This window comes from Pseudomonas sp. VA159-2, from assembly GCF_024126635.1.
GTDB lineage: Bacteria > Pseudomonadota > Gammaproteobacteria > Pseudomonadales > Pseudomonadaceae > Aquipseudomonas > Aquipseudomonas muyukensis.
Genome location: NZ_JAMYBV010000004.1, coordinates 109,197 through 127,840 on the forward strand (window position 1 = coordinate 109,197; position 18,644 = coordinate 127,840).

Annotated in this window: 12 protein-coding genes; 4 read left to right on the forward strand and 8 right to left on the reverse strand. The window is 65.8% G+C overall.

The genetic code is table 11. The annotated features are described in order from the left end of the window. Positions 1-54: 54 nt before the first annotated feature. From NJG22_RS05655 to glnE, 8 genes are all read right to left on the reverse strand, one after another. Positions 55-1,497, reverse strand: a complete 1,443-nt coding sequence (locus NJG22_RS05655; protein ID WP_253093164.1) for a lipopolysaccharide kinase InaA family protein — start codon at positions 1,495-1,497, stop codon at positions 55-57. After that, a complete protein-coding gene (locus NJG22_RS05660) occupies positions 1,497-2,249 on the reverse strand; it encodes a lipopolysaccharide kinase InaA family protein (RefSeq protein ID WP_253093165.1) in 753 nt (250 codons plus the stop codon). Before NJG22_RS05660 ends, NJG22_RS05655 begins: the two co-directional genes overlap by 1 nt. Further along, positions 2,246-2,980, reverse strand: coding sequence for a lipopolysaccharide kinase InaA family protein (locus NJG22_RS05665; protein ID WP_253093166.1), 735 nt, complete (start codon positions 2,978-2,980; stop codon positions 2,246-2,248). The genes NJG22_RS05660 and NJG22_RS05665 overlap by 4 nt, the downstream gene beginning before the upstream one ends. After that, complete coding sequence (gene rfaP, locus NJG22_RS05670) at positions 2,980-3,786, reverse strand: lipopolysaccharide core heptose(I) kinase RfaP (RefSeq protein ID WP_253093167.1); 807 nt, start codon at positions 3,784-3,786, stop codon at positions 2,980-2,982. Before rfaP ends, NJG22_RS05665 begins: the two co-directional genes overlap by 1 nt. Then, entirely contained in the window at positions 3,783-4,907 is a 1,125-nt protein-coding gene (locus NJG22_RS05675; protein WP_253093168.1) for a glycosyltransferase family 4 protein, read from the reverse strand. Before NJG22_RS05675 ends, rfaP begins: the two co-directional genes overlap by 4 nt. Next, positions 4,907-5,965 carry a lipopolysaccharide heptosyltransferase I gene (gene waaC / locus NJG22_RS05680; RefSeq protein WP_253093169.1) on the reverse strand — a complete coding sequence of 353 codons (1,059 nt, stop codon included), beginning with the start codon at positions 5,963-5,965 and terminating at the stop codon, positions 4,907-4,909. The genes NJG22_RS05675 and waaC overlap by 1 nt, the downstream gene beginning before the upstream one ends. Next, the gene (waaF, locus tag NJG22_RS05685) at positions 5,966-7,015 is read right to left on the reverse strand and encodes a lipopolysaccharide heptosyltransferase II (protein WP_253093170.1); all 1,050 of its coding nucleotides are present in this window, start codon (positions 7,013-7,015) and stop codon (positions 5,966-5,968) included. A 181-nt stretch (positions 7,016-7,196) separates the two neighbouring features. Then, positions 7,197-10,130 (reverse strand): bifunctional [glutamate--ammonia ligase]-adenylyl-L-tyrosine phosphorylase/[glutamate--ammonia-ligase] adenylyltransferase, encoded by a 2,934-nt coding sequence (gene glnE, locus NJG22_RS05690; protein WP_253093171.1) that lies wholly within the window; start codon positions 10,128-10,130, stop codon positions 7,197-7,199. Positions 10,131-10,513: 383 nt separating this feature from the next. Here glnE and aceE point away from each other — a divergent pair, with 383 nt between their 5' ends. The 4 genes from aceE to msrA all read left to right on the forward strand — a co-directional run bounded on the left by aceE (position 10,514) and on the right by msrA (position 18,643). Continuing rightward, a complete protein-coding gene (gene aceE / locus NJG22_RS05695) occupies positions 10,514-13,159 on the forward strand; it encodes a pyruvate dehydrogenase (acetyl-transferring), homodimeric type (protein ID WP_253093172.1) in 2,646 nt (881 codons plus the stop codon). Between the two features lie 13 nt (positions 13,160-13,172). Next, a complete protein-coding gene (gene aceF, locus NJG22_RS05700) occupies positions 13,173-14,801 on the forward strand; it encodes a dihydrolipoyllysine-residue acetyltransferase (RefSeq protein WP_253093173.1) in 1,629 nt (542 codons plus the stop codon). A gap of 303 nt (positions 14,802-15,104) precedes the next feature. Beyond that, positions 15,105-17,795 carry a GGDEF and EAL domain-containing protein gene (locus tag NJG22_RS05705; protein WP_253093174.1) on the forward strand — a complete coding sequence of 897 codons (2,691 nt, stop codon included), beginning with the start codon at positions 15,105-15,107 and terminating at the stop codon, positions 17,793-17,795. A 179-nt stretch (positions 17,796-17,974) separates the two neighbouring features. Further along, the gene (gene msrA / locus NJG22_RS05710) at positions 17,975-18,643 is read left to right on the forward strand and encodes a peptide-methionine (S)-S-oxide reductase MsrA (protein WP_253093175.1); all 669 of its coding nucleotides are present in this window, start codon (positions 17,975-17,977) and stop codon (positions 18,641-18,643) included. Position 18,644: the final 1 nt, after the last annotated feature.

The window sequence follows — 18,644 nt, forward strand, 5'->3', positions numbered from 1 at the left end:
TTGCTGGCGAACCAGGCGACGCGGTAGATGCCACGGTCCCGGCTCCCGCGCTGATCACTCGGCCAAGCGCGGCAACACCTCATCCAGCCGTCGATGCAGGGCGCTGCCACTGGGCCAGTTGCGCAGCAAACGTGCACGGTCACGGGCAAACGCAGGGGCAAAGCTCAATTGCGTGGCGTGCTGGCACATGGCATCGAGGTCGATCAGCGACCACTGGCCGTCCTGCCAGAACAGGTTGTGGCCCTTGAAATCACCGTGGCTGATACGCTCACGGATCAGCTGCCGCATCAGCCGCACCAGGGCATCGACCTGCTCGTCAGGTGCCTCGCCACTGTCGATGAAGGGCGCAAAGCAAGCGATCAGGTCCGGGCCGTCGGCATGCTCGGTCAGCAGGTAGGCACGGCTGCGCAGGCCCAGGGTGCGCTGCTCCAGCACCGCCAACGGCTTGGGCGTGGCGATGTCGAGAAATGCCAGGCGATGGCCTTCGATCCACGAATGCCAGGCCCGGCTGGGGCGCCAGAAGCGCTTGAACCAGTGGGCGGTATTCTTGATGTTGTAGCGCTTGAGCACCAAGGCGCGCCCGCCGACCTCGATGCGCGCCACGCTGGCCGCCCCGCCGGTCTTGTACAGGTGGCCCTGGTCGATCAACGCATCGGCCTGTTCCAGCACCGGCAACAGCGCCTGCGCTTCATCGCGACGCACGGCACGCAGGCCAGACAGGCTGCGTTCGACGCTGAACAGGGTGCATTCGCGACCCGCCTTGTCCAGGTAATCCTTCAAGCGCCAGGCGCGCACCTTGTCCACCTGCTTCTGCAAGGCTTCCAGCGGCAGCGCGTGCTCGGCGTTGGCCAGGATGTAATGCACCAGCGCCTCTTCCATGAACGGCTCCAGGCGCTTGGGCAACTGGGCGAAAAACACGCCGAGGTTTTCCAGCACCCGCTGGCGCGACAACTGCTGGCCGGGGGTCTCGGCCTTGATGCCGGCACCATCGATCAGGTACAGCTGGCCGTCCTGGCGCAGCAGGTTGTCCAGGTGCAGATCGTCCTGCCACAAGCCCTTGGCATGCATCCGGGCCACGGCGCTCAGCGCCTCGCCAAGCACCCCATGCTGCTCGTCGGCAAGCATTGGCAGGTGTTCGACAGCGGCCCAGGCATCGCCCAGGCTTTCGGCATGGTCGAGGTACTCGAACAACAACCAGCCACCTTCGCCTTCCTTGAGGCCATCTGCCAGCAGGCGTGGGGTAGTCAGGCCCTGCTCGGCGAGCAAGCGAGCGCCGTCTAGCTCACGCTGGAAGTGCCGGGCGGCGTTGCCACCGACCAGCAGCTTGGCCAGCACCTTGGTGCCCCGCCAGATCCCGGCGCCGACATAGCGCTGGCCCGGCAGCACCCGCAGCAGGCTGAGCAGTTGCAGGTCGGCCGTGCCCGCGGCGTCGGCGAGGGTGACAGTCAGCGGCAGTGCCGGGCTGCGCCCGGCGTGCTTGAGTTCGGACAAACGCATCAGCGGGCCTCTTTATGGCGACGGCGTTGCAGCAAGCGTTGCAACCAGGTACCGACTGGCGCGCTGTCCACCGGCTGCGCCAGGTAAGCGCCCAGCAGTACCCGCACATCCGCCTCGCCCCAGGCATCGGCCCGACGCAGCAGTGGCTCCAGGTCCTTGAGACGATCACGCCTGCCGAATAGCAGGGGGCGGGTCTTTTCCAGGTCGATCAGCTGGGCCTGCCAGCCTTCGCGGCGCTCGCGCAGGAAAATGTGCTTGGGGTAGAAGCAGCCGTGCACCTGGCCGGCCGCGTGCAGGGTGCGGGCCAATTGGCCGCAGGCCTGGAGAATACCAGTGCGTTGGGCCTCGGGCAGCTGTGGCCACTGCCCCAGCAGTCGGTCCAGGTCGGTCCACTCGTCCAGCGCGCGGGTCATGAGAATCGCGCGGTGCTCGCCGGCCTGCTTGCGCTCGCCATAGAACACCGCCTGCAAGGCCGGGATGTCGAGCTTTTGGTAGCGGCTGATATTGCGAAACTCACGGGCGAAGGTCGGCTCGCCGAAGGGCCGGTGCAGGGTGCGGGTCAGGTAGTCGCTCTGGCGCTTGAGGTAATAGCCCTTGCCCTCGAGCTCCAGGCGGAACACGCGGCTCCAGCCGCCACGGCCGGTGTTGGGTTCGTCCACGGCGTCCAGTTGCAGTGCCCACAGCGCGTCGAAGTCGCCCAGGCCATGGCGTTGCAGCAGCGCCTGGTCGGCGCTGGCCAGGTAGTCGGTCATTCCCTTCCCTCGAAAAAGCCCAGTACCTGGCGAATCCGCTTCTTGTCGCGGCCATTGAGGCGCTCGCGACCACGGTATTGCAGGTAGAAACGCAGGCGCTGGGTCGATGACAGGTGATACTTGGCAACCTTGTCCAGGCAGGCCAGGTCCTTGATCATCCGGTGCCGCCACATGAAACCACGCCAGAAGTCGCCCGTCGGGCAGTCGATGAAGAATAGCGTGCCGTGGTCATCGACCAACAGGTTGCGCCATTTCAGGTCGTTATGGGCGAAACGGTGCTCGTGCATGACTCGCGTATGCCGGGCTAACTGCCGGCTGATATGGTCGACCCAGGCGCGATCGGCCAGGCGTGGATCATTACGCTCGGCCAAGGCCGACAGGTCTTCGGTGCGCGGCAGTTCACGGGTGATCATCGCTCCGCGGCCAAACGCCAGGCCGTTGCGCTCAAGACCCCAGGCCACGACTTCGGCCGTGGGGATGTCCCACTTGGCGAACTGCTTGAGGTTCTGCCACTCGGCCTTGATTCGCGGGCGCCCCAGGTAGCGGCGCATGTGCTTGCCGGCGCCGGTGTAGCGCTTGACGTAGTAATACACGCCGTCGCGCTGGACGCGAATCACCTCGCTGAGCGGATCCCGGGTGAGGTGCTCGCCCTCGAGCGCGAACACCGCCTCCAGGCTACCAAAGTCCGCCGCCAGCTGTTCGTAGCCCGGCGCCAGTGTCCAACCCGCCATCAGAGTGCATCCCCATAGCGTTGCTTGCGGTCGTAGAGTTTCTGCGCCTTGCGCTCGAGCCAGGCGAGCAGCGCCGCCTCCTCCTTGAGCACCTGGCGCAGTGGGCGCTGGAAGTAGCCGCGCAAGAAACGCAGCTTGTCGCGGCGCGTAAGGCCGATGTCCAGGGCCGAGAAATATAGGGCGGCCAGGTCCTTGTCGCGCCAGCGCCGGGTGATGGTCGCCCGGGTCTGGGCGCGGTGCAGGTCGATCACCGAGAGCTTGAAGTCGTCCGCGCTCACCGGGCGGTCGGTGTGCAGCAGGAAGTGGCAGATATAGCAGTCGCGGTGGTTGACCCCGGCGCGGTGCATGCCGCCGGTCATCTTCGCCACCTCGGCGATCAAGGCACGCTTGAGGCGCGGCTCGGGTGGCTGCTTGACCCAGTCGAGGCTGAAGTCTTCCAGGCTGACGGTCGGTGCCAGTTCTTCGGTAACGATGAACGAATGCTGGGTCGCCGGATTGCTGCCACGCTCGCCATAGGCCACCGCGGTCATGGTCGGCACGCCCACTTCGTGCAGGCGTTGGATGGCCCGCCACTCCTGGCCGGCACCCAATACCGGCAGCTTGGCGCTGAACAGGTTCTTGAAGATCTCGCCCCAGCCGATGCCGCGGTGGATCTTGACGAAGAAGCCTTCGCCGGCGACCTCGGTGCGCAGGGTTCGGCGACCTTCCAGCTCGCGGTATACCTCGCCTTGCAGCTGCTCGACGGCTTCAAATGGGTCGCGTTCGGCCCATAGGCGCTTGAACGGCTCGGCCAGCATCAGTTTCATGGGCGCTCCTGGGCCAGGATCACGTCGGCGGCATGCTGCGGCATGCTGTACAGGTCGGCACTGTCGGCGAAAGCCACGCCATTGCGCGACCAGGCCGCGCGGGCCTCGCTGTCTTCGAGCATGCGTTGCAGGTAGCGGTTGAGCTGCTCCTGCTCGAACGGCTCGTCCAGCACCAGGCCGCTGTCGGCCTCGGCGATGTAGTGGGCATAGCCACAGACCTTGGACACCAGCACCGGCAGCCCGGCGACCAGCGCCTCGAGCAGCACGGTGCCGGTGTTTTCGTTGTAGGCCGGGTGAATCAGCAGGTCGGCACCGAGCAGGAAACGCGGGATGTCGCTGCGGCCCTTGAGGAACTGCACCTGGTCACCCAGGCCGAGCGCCGTGCTCTGCACCTGGAACAGCTTGGGATCGTCCTGGCCGATGACCATCAGCCGGGTGCGCTTGCGCAGCGCCGACGGCAGCGCGGCCAGGGCCTTGAGGCTGCGGTCCACGCCCTTGGTCTTGAAGCCCGAGCCGATCTGCACCAGCAGCCGCTCGTCGTCGGCCAGGCCGAACTCGCGGCGGAACTCGGCGCGGATCGCCTCGGCATCGACCGGGCGCCGGCGGTCCTGGGAAATCCCCGGTGGCAGCAGGTGGAACCGCGCTTCGGGGGTGCCGTAGTGCTTGATGAACAGCGGCTGCTGCACCTCGGAAATCATCAGGATCTCGGTGCGGGCGTCCTTGGCGAACACCGCTCGCTCATAGTCGGCGAAATGGCGATAACGGCCCCAGCGACGGTACAGGCCACCGCGCAGGGTCTGGGCCTTGTCCTCGAAGCAACCGTCGGCGGCGTAATACACATCCAGCCCCGGCATCTTGTTGAAGCCGATCAGGCGGTCGACCGGGCGCTTGGCCAGGTCGGCTTCCATCCAGGCGCTGAGCTTCTCGTTACGGCGGTGGTTGAACAGCGCCTTGACCGGCGCCACCAGCACCTCGAAGCCCGGCGGGATGTCGCCTTCCCAGATCAGCGTGTACACACGGATCTGATGGCCCCGTTTCTGGCACTCGAGGGCGATGCGCATGAAATCACGCTGCAGCCCGCCAAAGGGGAAATACTTGTAGAGCACAAAAGCCAGTTGCATCAACGAACATCCTCAGCCAGCAGCAGCGCGCTCAAGCGGCCCGCCACATGCTCGGGATTCAGGCGAGTGAAGCACAGCGGCCACTCGCGTTTGAGATCGAACCGGCGCAGGTCCTCGGCGCTCGGTTTGTAGGTGCACTTCTTCTGCAGGCACGGGGCGCAGGGGAAGTCGCTCGCCTGGTGGATCTGGGCGCGTCCGTAGGCACCGGTCAAACCAGGGTTGGTGGGGCCGAACAGGGAGATGGTCGGCACATCCAGGGCGGCGGCCAGGTGGCCGAGGCCGGTGTCCACCGCCACGCAAGCCTTGGCCGCGGCGAGCACGCGGGCCACCCCTGCCAGGTTCAATTTGGGCAGCACCTGGCAGTTGCTCAAGCCCTGGGCAATACGCTCGGCACGGGCCTTCTCCGCCGGGTTGCCCCATGGCAGCAGCACCTGCAGCCGACGCCGGCCCATGCGCTCGGCCAGTTCGCGCCAGTAGGCCTCGGGCCAGTGCTTGGTGGCCCAGGTGGTGCCGTGCAGGAATACCACGTAGGGCGCCGCGGGTGGCAGCTGCAGGCGGTTCAGGTCCAGGCCGTATTGGCCCAGGCCTTCCGGCAGGTCGTAGGCCAGGGCCAGGGCGAACAGCTGGCGCACGCGCTCGACGGCATGCTGGCCGACCGCGACCGACAGCCGCCGGTCATAAAAGCGGCTGGCCAGGCCTTCACGCGCCGAATAGCGGTCCAGGCCGGCCACCGGCGCCTTCACGTAGCGGGTCAACCAGGCCGACTTGACCAGGCCCTGGGCATCGATCACCAGGTCGTACTTGCGCGCGCGCAGGCGTTGCTTGAAGGCCTTCCACTCACCGCTCTTGAGGGTCTGCCAGAGGTTCTTGCGCCAACGGCGGATCGCCACCGGGATCACCTGGTCGACCGCAGGGTGCCAGCTGGGGAGCTCGGCGAAGCCCTCTTCCACCACCCAGTCGAAACGAATGCCGGGAATGGCGTGGGCGGCGTCGGTAAGTGCCGGAAGGGTATGGATGACGTCGCCCAGCGACGATGTCTTGATGATCAGGACCCGCACTCAGTCGACCTCGGCCACGGTATCGATCAGGTTCGGCCCACCCAGGCTGTGCAGCGCGGCGATGACTTTCGCCGGCTCCAGCAGCCGCAGGCAGTTGTAGTGGCCGAACCGGCAGGTGCGCTCGAAGCACGGGCTGCACTCAATGCCGGTGCGCACCACCTCGACCTGCTCGGCCAATGGCGGGGTGAAACCCGGCGAAGTGGAGCCGTACACCGCCACCAGCGGGCGGTTGAGGGCCGCGGCCACGTGCATCAGGCCAGAGTCGTTGGAAACCACCGCGCTGGCGCAGGACATCAGGTCGATGGCCTCGGCCAGCGAGGTCTCGCCGGCCAGGTTGCTGGACTCTTCGCGCAGGCCCGGGATCAGCCGGTCGCGGATCTGCTCGCCGACCGGGTGATCGTTCTTCGAACCGAACAGCCAGACCTGCCAGCCCTGGCGGACCATGGCATCGGCCACCTCGGCGTAGTGCTCGGCGGGCCAGCGCTTGGCCTCGCCGAACTCGGCACCGGGGCACAACGCCAGCACCGGGCGGTCCAGGGCCAGGCCGAACTTGGCCAGGGCCGCGTCGCGGCTGGCGGCTTCGATGCGCAGGCTCGGCCGCGGGTATGGCTGCGCCAGCTCGGCACCCGGGGCGTAGGCCAGAGCCATGAAGCGTTCGATCATCAGCGGGTAGCGCGCCTTGTCCAGCTTGCGCACGTCGTTGAGCAGCAGGTAGCGCATCTCGCCGCGCCAGCCGGTGCGCTTGGGGATGCCGGCAAAATACGGCACCAGCGCCGACTTGAGCGAGTTGGGCAGCAGGATCGCCTGGTCGTACTGGCCGGCCAGGGACTTGCCGATGCGTCGACGGGTGGCCAGCTCCAGGGCGCCATGGCCGAGCGGGAAGCTCAAGGCCTGGCGCACTTCGGGCATGCGCTCGAGGATCGGTCGGCTCCACTCGGGGGCCAGCACATCGATCACGCAGTCGGGATGCTGTTGCTTCAGGCACTGGAACAGGGTCTGCGCCATCACCATGTCGCCGACCCAGCTGGGGCCAATGATCAGTATTCTCATGCTTTATCCAGAAACATTCGGGGAGGCTGCAGGCTGCACTACAACCTGGCCTCCCCTCTTTATATTCAGGCTATGTGGCGGACAGTGTACCACCGAGGACGGATTGCGCCCTGTTCGCCGGCAAGCCGGCTCCTACCGGGTGCGAGTGCCTCGTAGGAGCCGGCTTGCTGGCGAACGACCCTCAAGTCAGCCCTAGCTGCCCCCAGATCCGCCGCACCTCGCGACGCTCATCGACAAACTGCGCGGCATCGATCACCCCGGCCTGCTTCTGCAAGGCCTGGCGGTGGGAGGCCGAGCGGAACGCCTTGTACACCTCGCGCAGCAACACCGCGTCGGCGGCAGGCATCAGCGCGGCCTGCTCCAGCTCTTCGAGGATGCGGATGTTGTCGGTCCAGCGCAGTATCGCCGGATGCGCGTGGGACCACGCCAAAGCGGCGTATTGCACCATAAATTCGATATCGACGATACCGCCGGCATCCTGCTTGATATCGAACGGCTGGCCGGCCTCGAAGGCGTTGTCGGCGGTGCCGGCAGCGGTGCCCTTGGTCCCGAGGTTGTCGCGCATCTTGGCGCGCATCTCGCTCACTTCGGCGCGCAGCTTGTCGAGGTCGCGCGCCTGGCCCAGCACCTGCGCCCGCACGCCTTCGAAGGCCGTCGCCACCTGTGGGCAGCCCACCAGCACCCGGGCGCGCACCAGGGCCTGGTGCTCCCAGGTCCAGGCCTCGTTCTGCTGGTAGCGCGCGAAGGCGCCCAGCGAGCTGACCAGCAACCCCGAGGCCCCCGACGGACGCAGGCGCATGTCGACGTCATACAGCTGTCCGGAGTTGGTCTGGGTGGTCAGCAAATGGATGATGCGCTGGCCCAGGCGGGTGAAGAACTGCGCGCTATCGATGGGCTTGGCGCCATCGGTCTCGGCGTTCGGGTCGCCATCGTGGATGAACACCAGGTCGAGGTCGGAGCCATGGCCCAGCTCGAGGCCGCCAACCTTGCCATAACCAACGATGATGAAGCCCGGGTCGCACAGGCTGCCGTCACTGCGCTTGGGTTGGCCATGGCGCGCCACGGTCTGGCGCCAGGCCAGGGCCAGCACCTGGTCGAGAATCGCCTCGGCCAGCCAGGTCAGGTAGTCGCTGACCTTCATCAACGGCAGGTTGCCGCTGATCTCGGACGCTGCCACCCGCAGGCTGTGGGCCAGCTTGAAGTGGCGCAGGGCCTCCATTTGCTGCTCGAGGTCGTCCTCGGGGATGCGCATCAGGCGCTCGCGCAGTTCGGCGGCCAGCTCCGGGGCCAACGGCGGGCTGAACAGCCGGCCTTCGTTGAGCAGTTCGTCGAGCAGCAGCGGATAGCGGGCCATCTGTTCGGCGATCCAGGGGCTGGCGGCACACAGGGTCAGCAAGCGGCGCAAGGCCCCGGGGTTCTCGGTCAGCAGCACCAGGTAGGCCGAGCGCCGCGCCACCGCCTCGACCAGCGGCAGCACCCGCTCGAGCACCAGGTCGGGGTTGTCGTGTTCCACGGCCTGGGCCAGCAGGCGTGGAATGAAGGCATCCAGCCGCTCACGGCCGATACGCTGCATCGAGCGCAAGGTCGGGCTGAGGCGCAAGGCGTTGAGCCGGCGCAAGGCCTCGACGGGCTGGCGGAAACCGGCCTCTTCCAGCTGACGCCCGGCAGCCTCTTCATCCTGGGCCTGCTCCCACAACGGCGACCATTCGCCGCCGACCACCAGCTCGCCCTCGGCGTCGTCCTCGTCCGGGTCGGCGATCACCTGGCGGAAGTGCCAGTCGACCCGCCCGCGCCAGTGCATCAATTGCTCGTGGAAACTGTTCCAGTCGGCATAGCCCAACATGAAGGCGATGCGCGCACGGTCGCCCTCGTCGTCCGGCAGCATCTGGGTCTGGCGATCGGCGATGGCCTGGATGGCGTGCTCGGTGTAGCGCAGGAACTCATAGCCCTCGCGCAGCTCGGCCACCACCGCCGGCGGCAGGTAACCCTGCCCTTGCAGGGTGCCCAGCACCTTCAGCAGCGGCCGCTGTTGCAGGCTCAGGTCACGCCCGCCATGGATCAGCTGGAACGCCTGGGCGATGAACTCCACCTCACGGATGCCCCCGGCGCCCAGCTTGATGTTCTCGGCCATGCCCTTGCGCCGCACTTCCTGCTGGATCAGCTGCTTCATGGTGCGCAGCGCCTCGATGGCGGAGAAGTCCAGGTAACGGCGGTAGACGAACGGACGCAGCATGTCCTGCAACTGGGCACCGGCGGCCTGGTCCCCGGCCACCACCCGCGCCTTGATCATCGCGTAGCGTTCCCAGTCGCGCCCCTGGTCCTGGTAGTACTGCTCCAGGGCATTGAAGCTGAGCACCAGCGCGCCGGCCGAGCCGTAGGGGCGCAGGCGCATGTCGACGCGGAACACGAAGCCATCGACGGTGACCGGGTCGAGCGCCTTGATCAGCCGCTGGCCCAGCCGGGTGAAGAACTCCTGGTTGTCCAGCGAACGCTTCACGCCCTCGGTTTCCCCGCCTTCGGGGAAGGCGAAGATCAGGTCGATGTCCGACGACAGGTTCAGCTCCACCGCCCCCAGCTTGCCCATGCCCAGCACCACCAGCTGCTGCGGCTGGCCGCTGCGGTTGCCGATGGGCGTGCCGAACTGCTGGCAGTGGCGCGGGTACAGCCATTGATAGGCTTCGTCGATGCTGGCGTCGGCCAGGTCGGACAGGTCGCGGCAGGTCTCGGCCAGCGCCGCCTGGCGGGTCAGGTCGCGCCAGATGATGCGCACCTGCTGGCGATTGCGCTCGCGGCGCAGGTTGCGCGCCAGCTCGTCTTCACTCTGCGCGGCCTGGGCGGCGGCATGGATCCGCGCGCGCAGCTCGCCTGGGGCGAAGGCCCGGCCCATCTCGCCCGTGCCCAGCAGGTCGAACAGCATCGCCGGATCGCGCTGGGCCTGGGCCAGCACGAAATCACTGGCGGCGGCCACCTGGTCGAACTGCTGGCGCTGCTCGGCGCTCCACTGGTTGGTAGACAGGCCAGGATGGGCAGCCAGGGCGTCCGCCAGGAATTGTCGATTGCGGGCGACCAGCGGTTGGAGAGCGGCAGGCAGATCGAGCGGCAAAGGCAGGCGCATGGTCTATCCTTGATCGGCGTGAATGAGAGGGGTTGAGGGGGTCAAGCGCAGGCTGGACCACGGTTGGACTGTCGTACAAAAGTTGGAAATAGCTGAAACAGCTAAAAAATTGGCAAAAACCATCAGGATTTACCCATTAGCAACACAGCGCCAACCAACATGAACGTTTTTCCTCACAACCCAGGGTGCGACCAAACGTCGCATTTGTGTAGTTTTACTACTACCCTCGCCGTGCGAAAGCATGAAATGCGAATCCATTTGTAGTAAAACTACACCGCGCCGGATGACTGTCCGGTAATCCAAGAATTCACGACGTCTGCCCATAAGGCCAGTCGCAAACTCAGGCCATCGATTCTGGTGGCCTTTCCGCCCTGGAGCAAGCCATGCAAGACCTCGATCCAATCGAAACCCAGGAATGGCTGGATGCCCTGGAGTCGGTCCTCGACAAAGAAGGCGAAGACCGCGCTCATTACCTGATGACCCGCATGGGCGAGCTGGCCACCCGCAGTGGCTCCCAGCTGCCGTACGCAATCACCACGCCATACCGCAACACCATCCCTGTCACCCACGAAGCACGCATGCCTGGCGACCTGTTCATGGAACGCCGCATTCGCTCGATGGTGCGTTGGAACGCGCTGGCCATGGTGATGCGCACCAACCTGAAGGACTCGGACCTGGGCGGCCACATCTCCAGCTTCGCCTCCAGTGCCACCCTGTACGACATCGGCTTCAACTACTTCTTCCAGGCCCCGACCGAAGAACACGGCGGCGACCTGATCTTCTTCCAGGGCCACGCATCGCCAGGCGTCTACGCCCGCGCCTTCATGGAAGGCCGCATCAACGAAGAGCAGATGAACAACTTCCGCCAGGAAGTCGACGGCAACGGCCTGTCTTCGTACCCGCACCCATGGCTGATGCCTGACTTCTGGCAGTTCCCGACCGTGTCGATGGGCCTGGGCCCGATCCAGGCCATCTACCAGGCACGCTTCATGAAGTACCTGGAAGCGCGCGGCTTCATCCCGGCCGGCAAGCAGAAGGTCTGGTGCTTCATGGGCGACGGCGAGTGCGACGAGCCGGAATCCCTGGGCGCGATCGCCCTGGCCGGCCGCGAGAAGCTGGACAACCTGATCTTCGTCATCAACTGCAACCTGCAGCGCCTCGACGGCCCGGTTCGCGGCAACGGCAAGATCATCCAGGAACTCGAAGGCGTGTTCCGTGGCGGTGGCTGGAACGTCAACAAGGTGGTCTGGGGCCGCTTCTGGGACCCACTGCTGGCCAAGGACACCAACGGTGCCCTGCAGCGCCGCATGGACGAAGTCATCGACGGCGAGTACCAGAACTACAAGGCCAAGGACGGCGCGTACGTCCGTGAGAACTTCTTCAACACCCCAGAGCTCAAGGCCATGGTCGAAGACCTGTCCGACGACGAGATCTGGAAGCTCAACCGTGGCGGCCACGATCCGTACAAGGTCTACGCGGCCTACCACCAGGCTGTGAACCACAAGGAACAGCCGACCGTCATCCTGGCCAAGACCATCAAGGGTTACGGTACCGGTGCCGGCGAAGCCAAGAACACCGCGCACAACACCAAGAAGGTCGACGTCGAAAGCCTGCGTCACTTCCGTGACCGTTTCGACATCCCGGTCAAGGATGCCGACCTCGAGAACCTGCCGTTCTTCAAGCCCGAGGAAGGTTCCGCCGAAGCCAAGTACCTGGCCGAGCGCCGTGCCGCCCTGGGCGGTTTCGTGCCGCAGCGCCGGGCCAAGAGCTTCAGCGTGCCGACCCCGCCGCTGGAAACCCTCAAGGCGATCCTGGACGGCTCGGGCGACCGCGAAATCTCCACCACCATGGCCTTCGTGCGCATCCTGGCGCAGCTGGTCAAGGACAAGGACATCGGCCAGCGCATCGTCCCGATCATCCCGGACGAGGCCCGTACCTTCGGTATGGAAGGCATGTTCCGCCAGCTGGGCATCTACTCGTCGGTCGGCCAGCTCTACGAGCCAGTCGATAAAGACCAGGTGATGTTCTACCGCGAGGACAAGAAGGGCCAGATTCTCGAAGAGGGCATCAACGAAGCCGGCGCCATGTCGTCGTTCATCGCGGCCGGTACTTCGTACAGCTGCCACAACCAGCCGATGCTGCCGTTCTACATCTTCTACTCGATGTTCGGCTTCCAGCGCATCGGCGACCTGGCCTGGGCCGCTGGCGACAGCCGCACCCGTGGTTTCCTGATCGGCGGTACCGCCGGCCGTACCACCCTCAACGGTGAAGGCCTGCAGCACGAAGACGGTCACAGCCACATGATGGCGGGCACCATCCCGAACTGCCGCACCTACGATCCGACCTACGGCTACGAGCTGGCGGTGATCATCCAGGACGGCATGAAGAAGATGACCGAAGAGCAACAGGACATCTTCTACTACATCACCGTGATGAACGAGTCGTACCAGCAGCCAGCCATGCCGGCCGGTGTCGAGGACGGCATCATCAAGGGCATGTACCTGCTCGAGGAAGACACCCGCGAAGCCGCGCACCACGTACAGCTGATGGGCTCCGGCACCATCCTGCGCGAAGTTCGCGAAGCGGCGAAGATCCTGCGTGAAGAGTTCAACGTCGGTGCCGACGTGTGGAGCGTCACCAGCTTCAACGAACTGCGTCGCGACGGCCTGGCCGTGGAACGCGCCAACCGCCTCAAGCCTGGCCAGAAGCCTCAGAAGACCTACGTCGAAGAGTGCCTGGCCGGCCGCAAGGGCCCGGTCATCGCCTCCACCGACTACATGAAGCTGTTCGCCGAGCAGATTCGTCAGTGGGTGCCGAGCAAAGAGTTCAAGGTCCTGGGTACCGACGGTTACGGTCGCAGCGACAGCCGCAATAAGCTGCGTCACTTCTTCGAAGTCGACCGCCACTTCGTGGTGCTGGCTGCCCTGGAAGCCCTGGCTGACCGTGGCGAGATCGAACCCAAGGTTGTGGCTGACGCCATCGTCAAGTTCGGCATCGACCCGGACAAGCGCAACCCACTGGACTGCTGAGGAGTATTTTTAAGTGAGCGAACTCATTCGCGTACCTGACATCGGCAGCGGTGAAGGTGAAATCATCGAGCTGTTCGTCAAGGTCGGTGACCGTATCGAGGCTGACCAGAGCCTGCTGACCCTGGAGTCCGACAAGGCCTCCATGGAGATCCCGGCCCCCAAGGCCGGCGTGGTCAAGGAACTGAAGGTCAAGCTGGGCGACCGCCTGAAAGAAGGCGACGAGCTGCTGGTGCTGGAAGTCGAGGGCGCCGCTGCGGCGCCCGAGGCTCCGGCCGCCGCCGCTCCGGCTCCAGCTGCTGCCCCAGCGCCGGCCGCCGAAGCCGCCCCGGCGCCAGCCGCAGCCCCGGCTGCCGCCAGCGTGCAGGACATCCACGTGCCGGATATCGGCTCGTCGGGCAAGGCCAAGATCATCGAAGTGCTGGTCAAGGTCGGCGACACCGTCGAAGCCGACCAGTCGCTGATTACCCTGGAGTCCGACAAGGCCTCCATGGAAATCCCGTCGCCGGCTGCCGGCGTGGTCGAAGAAGTCCTGTGCAAGCTCGAAGACGAAGTCGGCACTGGCGACCTGATCTTCAAGCTCAAGGTTGCCGGCGCTGCGCCTGCTGCTCCGGCTCCGGCCGCTGCTGCACCGGCCAAGGCTGAGGCTGCTCCTGCCGCCGCACCTGCCGCTGCCGCCCCGGCTGCTGCCCCCGCGCCGGTCGCTACCGCCCCGGCTGCCGGCAGCAACGCCAAGGTTCACGCAGGCCCAGCCGTTCGCCAGTTGGCCCGTGAGTTCGGTGTCGACCTGGGCGCGGTTGCCGCGACCGGCCCGCACGGCCGCATCCTCAAGGAAGACGTGCAGGTCTACGTCAAGGCCATGATGCAAAAGGCCAAGGAAGCCCCGGCCGCCGGTGCTACCGGTGGCGCTGGCATCCCGCCGATCCCGGCCGTGGACTTCAGCAAGTTCGGTGAAGTGGAAGAAGTGGCCCTGACCCGCCTGATGCAGGTCGGTGCCGCCAACCTGCACCGCAGCTGGCTGAACGTGCCGCACGTGACCCAGTTCGACTCCGCCGACATCACCGAGCTGGAAGCCTTCCGCGTGGCGCAGAAGGCCGTCGCTGAAAAGGCTGGGGTCAAGCTGACCGTGCTGCCACTGCTGCTCAAGGCCTGCGCCTTCCTGCTCAAGGAACTGCCGGACTTCAACAGCTCGCTGGCGCCAAGCGGCAAGGCGATCATCCGCAAGAAGTACGTGCACATCGGCTTCGCCGTGGATACCCCGGATGGCCTGCTGGTCCCGGTAATCAAGAACGTCGACCAGAAGAGCCTGCTGCAACTGGCTGCCGAAGCCGCCGCACTGGCCGAGAAGGCACGCACCAAGAAGCTGTCGGCCGACGACATGCAGGGCGCCTGCTTCACCATCTCCAGCCTCGGCCACATTGGCGGCACCGGCTTCACGCCGATCGTCAACGCGCCTGAGGTGGCGATCCTCGGCGTGTCCAAGGCGACCATGCAACCGGTCTGGGATGGCAAGGCCTTCCAGCCCAAGCTGATGCTGCCGCTGTCGCTGTCCTACGATCACCGTGTGATCAACGGCGCCGCCGCCGCGCGCTTCACCAAGCGCCTGGGCGACGTGCTGGGCGATATCCGCACCATGCTGCTGTAAACCGCTGTTTGCCTGCCCCTCTGTCGAGGGGCAGGTACCCTTTCGAGCTGCCACGCTCGTACCTCAACCCCGTCACTTTGGCGGGGCTTTTTTTGCCCGCATCAATGCCACGACCCTGTAGGAAGCCAGCTTGCTGGCGAACAGGTGCATGATTCGCCAGCAAGCTGGCTCCTACAGATTTCATGCAACTGGCCGACAACCTGTTCACAGCATCCCCAAGGCCGCTTGCCAGCCCACGGGACATGATGCAACCTTGCCCGATAAGCCGGTTTCACGCCGCGCCCCAGTTCAAGCGAGTCTTCGATGAAAAGCCAACCCGATGCCGCCAGCCGTGTGGCGGCCGAGGTCGTCACGCAGCTCCCCGTGCCCTCGCGGCTCGGCATGCTGCGTTTCGAACGGCTCAACGAAGCCAGCTGGGCCATGCTTTACCTCGACCCTGCCTGCGAACGCCAATTCGGCCTGCCCGCCGCCGAGCTATGTGCCTTGATCGGCTCTCCCTATGCCAGCCTGATGGAGCCCGAGGCACGCTACAAGCTGCACGACGAGATCCAGCTGCAACTGAGCCAGCGCGGCTACTACCGGGTGCGCTACACCTTGCACGCCCACCCGGCACCGCTGCGCCTGCTGGAGGTCGGCGAAAGCTACAAGCAGCACAACCGCCAGTTGCTGCGCGGCTACCTGACCGTGTTCGACCAGCAGGTCGATACCCCGGACCTCGACACCCACGACCTGGAGTCGCGCAACAACCGCCTGCAACTGGCCCTGCAACTGAACCAGCGGGCCCAGCAGGAACAGCTCGAGCACCTGGAGCGGGTGCGCGCCCAGCAAGACCTGATCCTGCGCCTGGCCCGCCAGCGCTACAGCATCGGCAACTCGCTGATCGAGGCCGCCGAACTGATCACCCAGAGCGCCTGCGAGATCTACAACGTCGACTGCGCCAGCATCTGGTACCTGCACGAGCAGCGTCTGCAGCCGATCATCGCCTGGTACCGCCGCGACCAGCAGCACCGCATGCCCGAGGCGATCGACGCCAGCCAGTTCCCCGACTACCTCGAGGCGCTGCACGCCAGCCGTGCCATCGACGCCCACAACGCCAGCCACGACCCGCGCACCCGCGAGATGGCCGAATCGCTGTACGCCAGCGACGACAATGCCATGCTCGACGCCAGCATCCGCATCGACGGCCAGGTGGTCGGCGTGCTGTGCCTGGAGCAGACCGGCCGCGCCCGGGCTTGGCAGTCGGATGAGATCGCCTTCGCCGGCGAGCTGGCCGACCAGTTCGCCCAGGTGATCAACAATCACAACCGGCGCACTGCCGCCAGCGCCCTGCACCTGTTCCAACGCGCCGTGGAACAGAGCGCCAGCGCCTTCCTGCTGGTCAATCGCGACGGCGTGGTGGAGTACGTCAACCCAAGCTTCACCGCCATCACCCAGTACAGCACCGAAGAGGTCCAGGGCCACCACCTGGGCGAGCTGCCGGCGCTGGAAAACCTCAGCGAGCTGCTGTTCGATTCGCCCTCGAGCCTGGCCATGGGCAACAGCTGGCAGGGCGAGTTCAAGAGCCGGCGCAAGAACCTCGAACCCTACTGGGGCCAGCTGTCGATCTCCAAGGTGTACGGCGACAACCGCGAGCTGACCCACTACATCGGCATCTACGAGGACGTCACCCAGAGCAAGCTGGCCCAGCAGCGCATCGAGCGCCTGGCCTACACCGACAACCTGACCAACCTGGGCAATCGCCCGGCGTTCATTCGCAACCTCGACGAGCGCTTCGCCCGCGACAGCGACAGCCCGATCTGCCTGCTGCTGGTGGACATCGACAACTTCAAGCGGATCAACGACAGCCTCGGCCACCAGACCGGCGACAAGCTGCTGGTCAGCCTCGCCCGGCGCCTGCGCAACAGCCTGAGCAATGGCGGCAGCCTGGCGCGCTTTGCCAGCAACGAGTTCGCCGTGCTGCTCGACGACACCCACCTGGAGGATGGCCAGGGCGTCGCCCACCAGCTGCTGCGTACCCTCGACAAGCCGATGTTCGTCGACAACCAGCTGATCAACGTCACCGCCTCGGTAGGCCTGGCCTGCGCGCCGCTGCACGGCGCCGACCCGGCGACCCTGATGAAGAACGCCGGCCTGGCCCTGCACAAGGCCAAGGCCAACGGCAAGCACCAGGTCCAGGTGTTCACCGAGGTGCTCAACGCCGAGGCCAGCTACAAGCTGTTCGTCGAGAACAACCTGCGCCGCGCGCTGACCCAGAACGAACTGGAAGTGTTCTACCAGCCCAAGCTGTGCCTGCGCAGCGGCCGCCTGCTCGGGCTGGAGGCACTGCTGCGCTGGAACCACCCCGAGCGCGGCATGATTCGCCCCGACCAGTTCATCAGCGTGGCCGAGGAAACCGGCCTGATCATCCCCATCGGCAAGTGGGTGGTGCGCCAGGCCTGCCGCATGAGCCAGCAGCTGCGCGAGGCGGGCCTGGGCAACCTGCACGTGGCCATCAACCTGTCGCCCAAGCAGTTCTCCGACCCGGAGCTGGTCGCCTCGATCGGCACCATCCTCAAGGAGGAGGCGCTGCCGCCGCACCTGCTCGAGCTGGAGCTGACCGAAGGCCTGCTGCTGGAAGCCACCGAAGACACCCACCGCCAGCTCGACGAACTCAAGGCCCTGGGCCTGACCCTGGCCATGGACGATTTCGGCACCGGCTATTCGTCGCTGAGCTACCTGAAGAAATTCCCGATCGACATCATCAAGATCGACCGCAGCTTCATCAACGAGATCCCCGACAACCAGGACGACATGGAGATCACCTCGGCGGTGGTGGCCATGGCCCACAACCTCAAGCTCAAGGTGGTGGCCGAAGGGATCGAGACGCCCGAGCAGCTGGCGTTCCTGCGCCGCCACCGCTGCGACGTCGGCCAGGGCTACCTGTTCGACCGGCCGATTCCGGGGCGTGAGCTGAGCGAGAAACTGCGCCGCTATCCGCGCGGGCCGATGGACTGACAGCGGCACAAACCTCGGGCACTATAGACACCATCACTTGCCTTCTGGGGCTGCTGCGCAGCCCATCGCGACGCAAGGCCGCTCCCACAGTGGAATGCGCCTACCTGTGGGAGCGGCCTTGTGTCGCGATGGGCCGCAACGCGGCCCCAGGTTGTTGAATACCTAAGAGAGGAACGGCCATGGTCCTGCGTTCGGAAATCCTGGTGAACAAAAATGTGCTGCCCACCGCGGAACAGGCCCTGCCTGGCCGCGAAACCCCGATGGCCCTGCCCGAGTTCCACTACGTGTTCGAAGGCACCCCGCTGCTCGGCCCGTTCTTCGAAGGCGACATCGACTTCGCCATCTTCGGCCTGGGTTGCTTCTGGGGCGCCGAGCGCCGCTTCTGGCAGCGCGAAGGCGTGGTCAGCACCGTGGTCGGCTACGCCGGCGGCTTCACCCCCAACCCGACCTACGAGGAAGTCTGCTCGGGCCTGACCGGCCACACCGAGGTGGTGCTGGTGGTGTTCGACAAGAACAAGGTCAGTTACCGCGAGCTGCTGGCGATGTTCTGGGAGCTGCACAACCCGACCCAGGGCATGCGCCAGGGCAACGACGTCGGCACCCAGTACCGCTCGGCGATCTACTGCACCTCGCCGCAACAACTCGAGGAGGCCAAGGCCAGCCGCGACGTCTTCCAGGCAGAGCTGAGCAAAGCCGGCTTCGGCCAGATCACCACCGAAATCGCCCAGGCACCGACCGTTTACTTCGCCGAGGCCTACCACCAGCAGTACCTGGCCAAGAACCCCGACGGCTACTGCGGCATCGGCGGCACCGGCGTGTGCCTGCCGCCCAGCCTGCAAGGTAATTGAG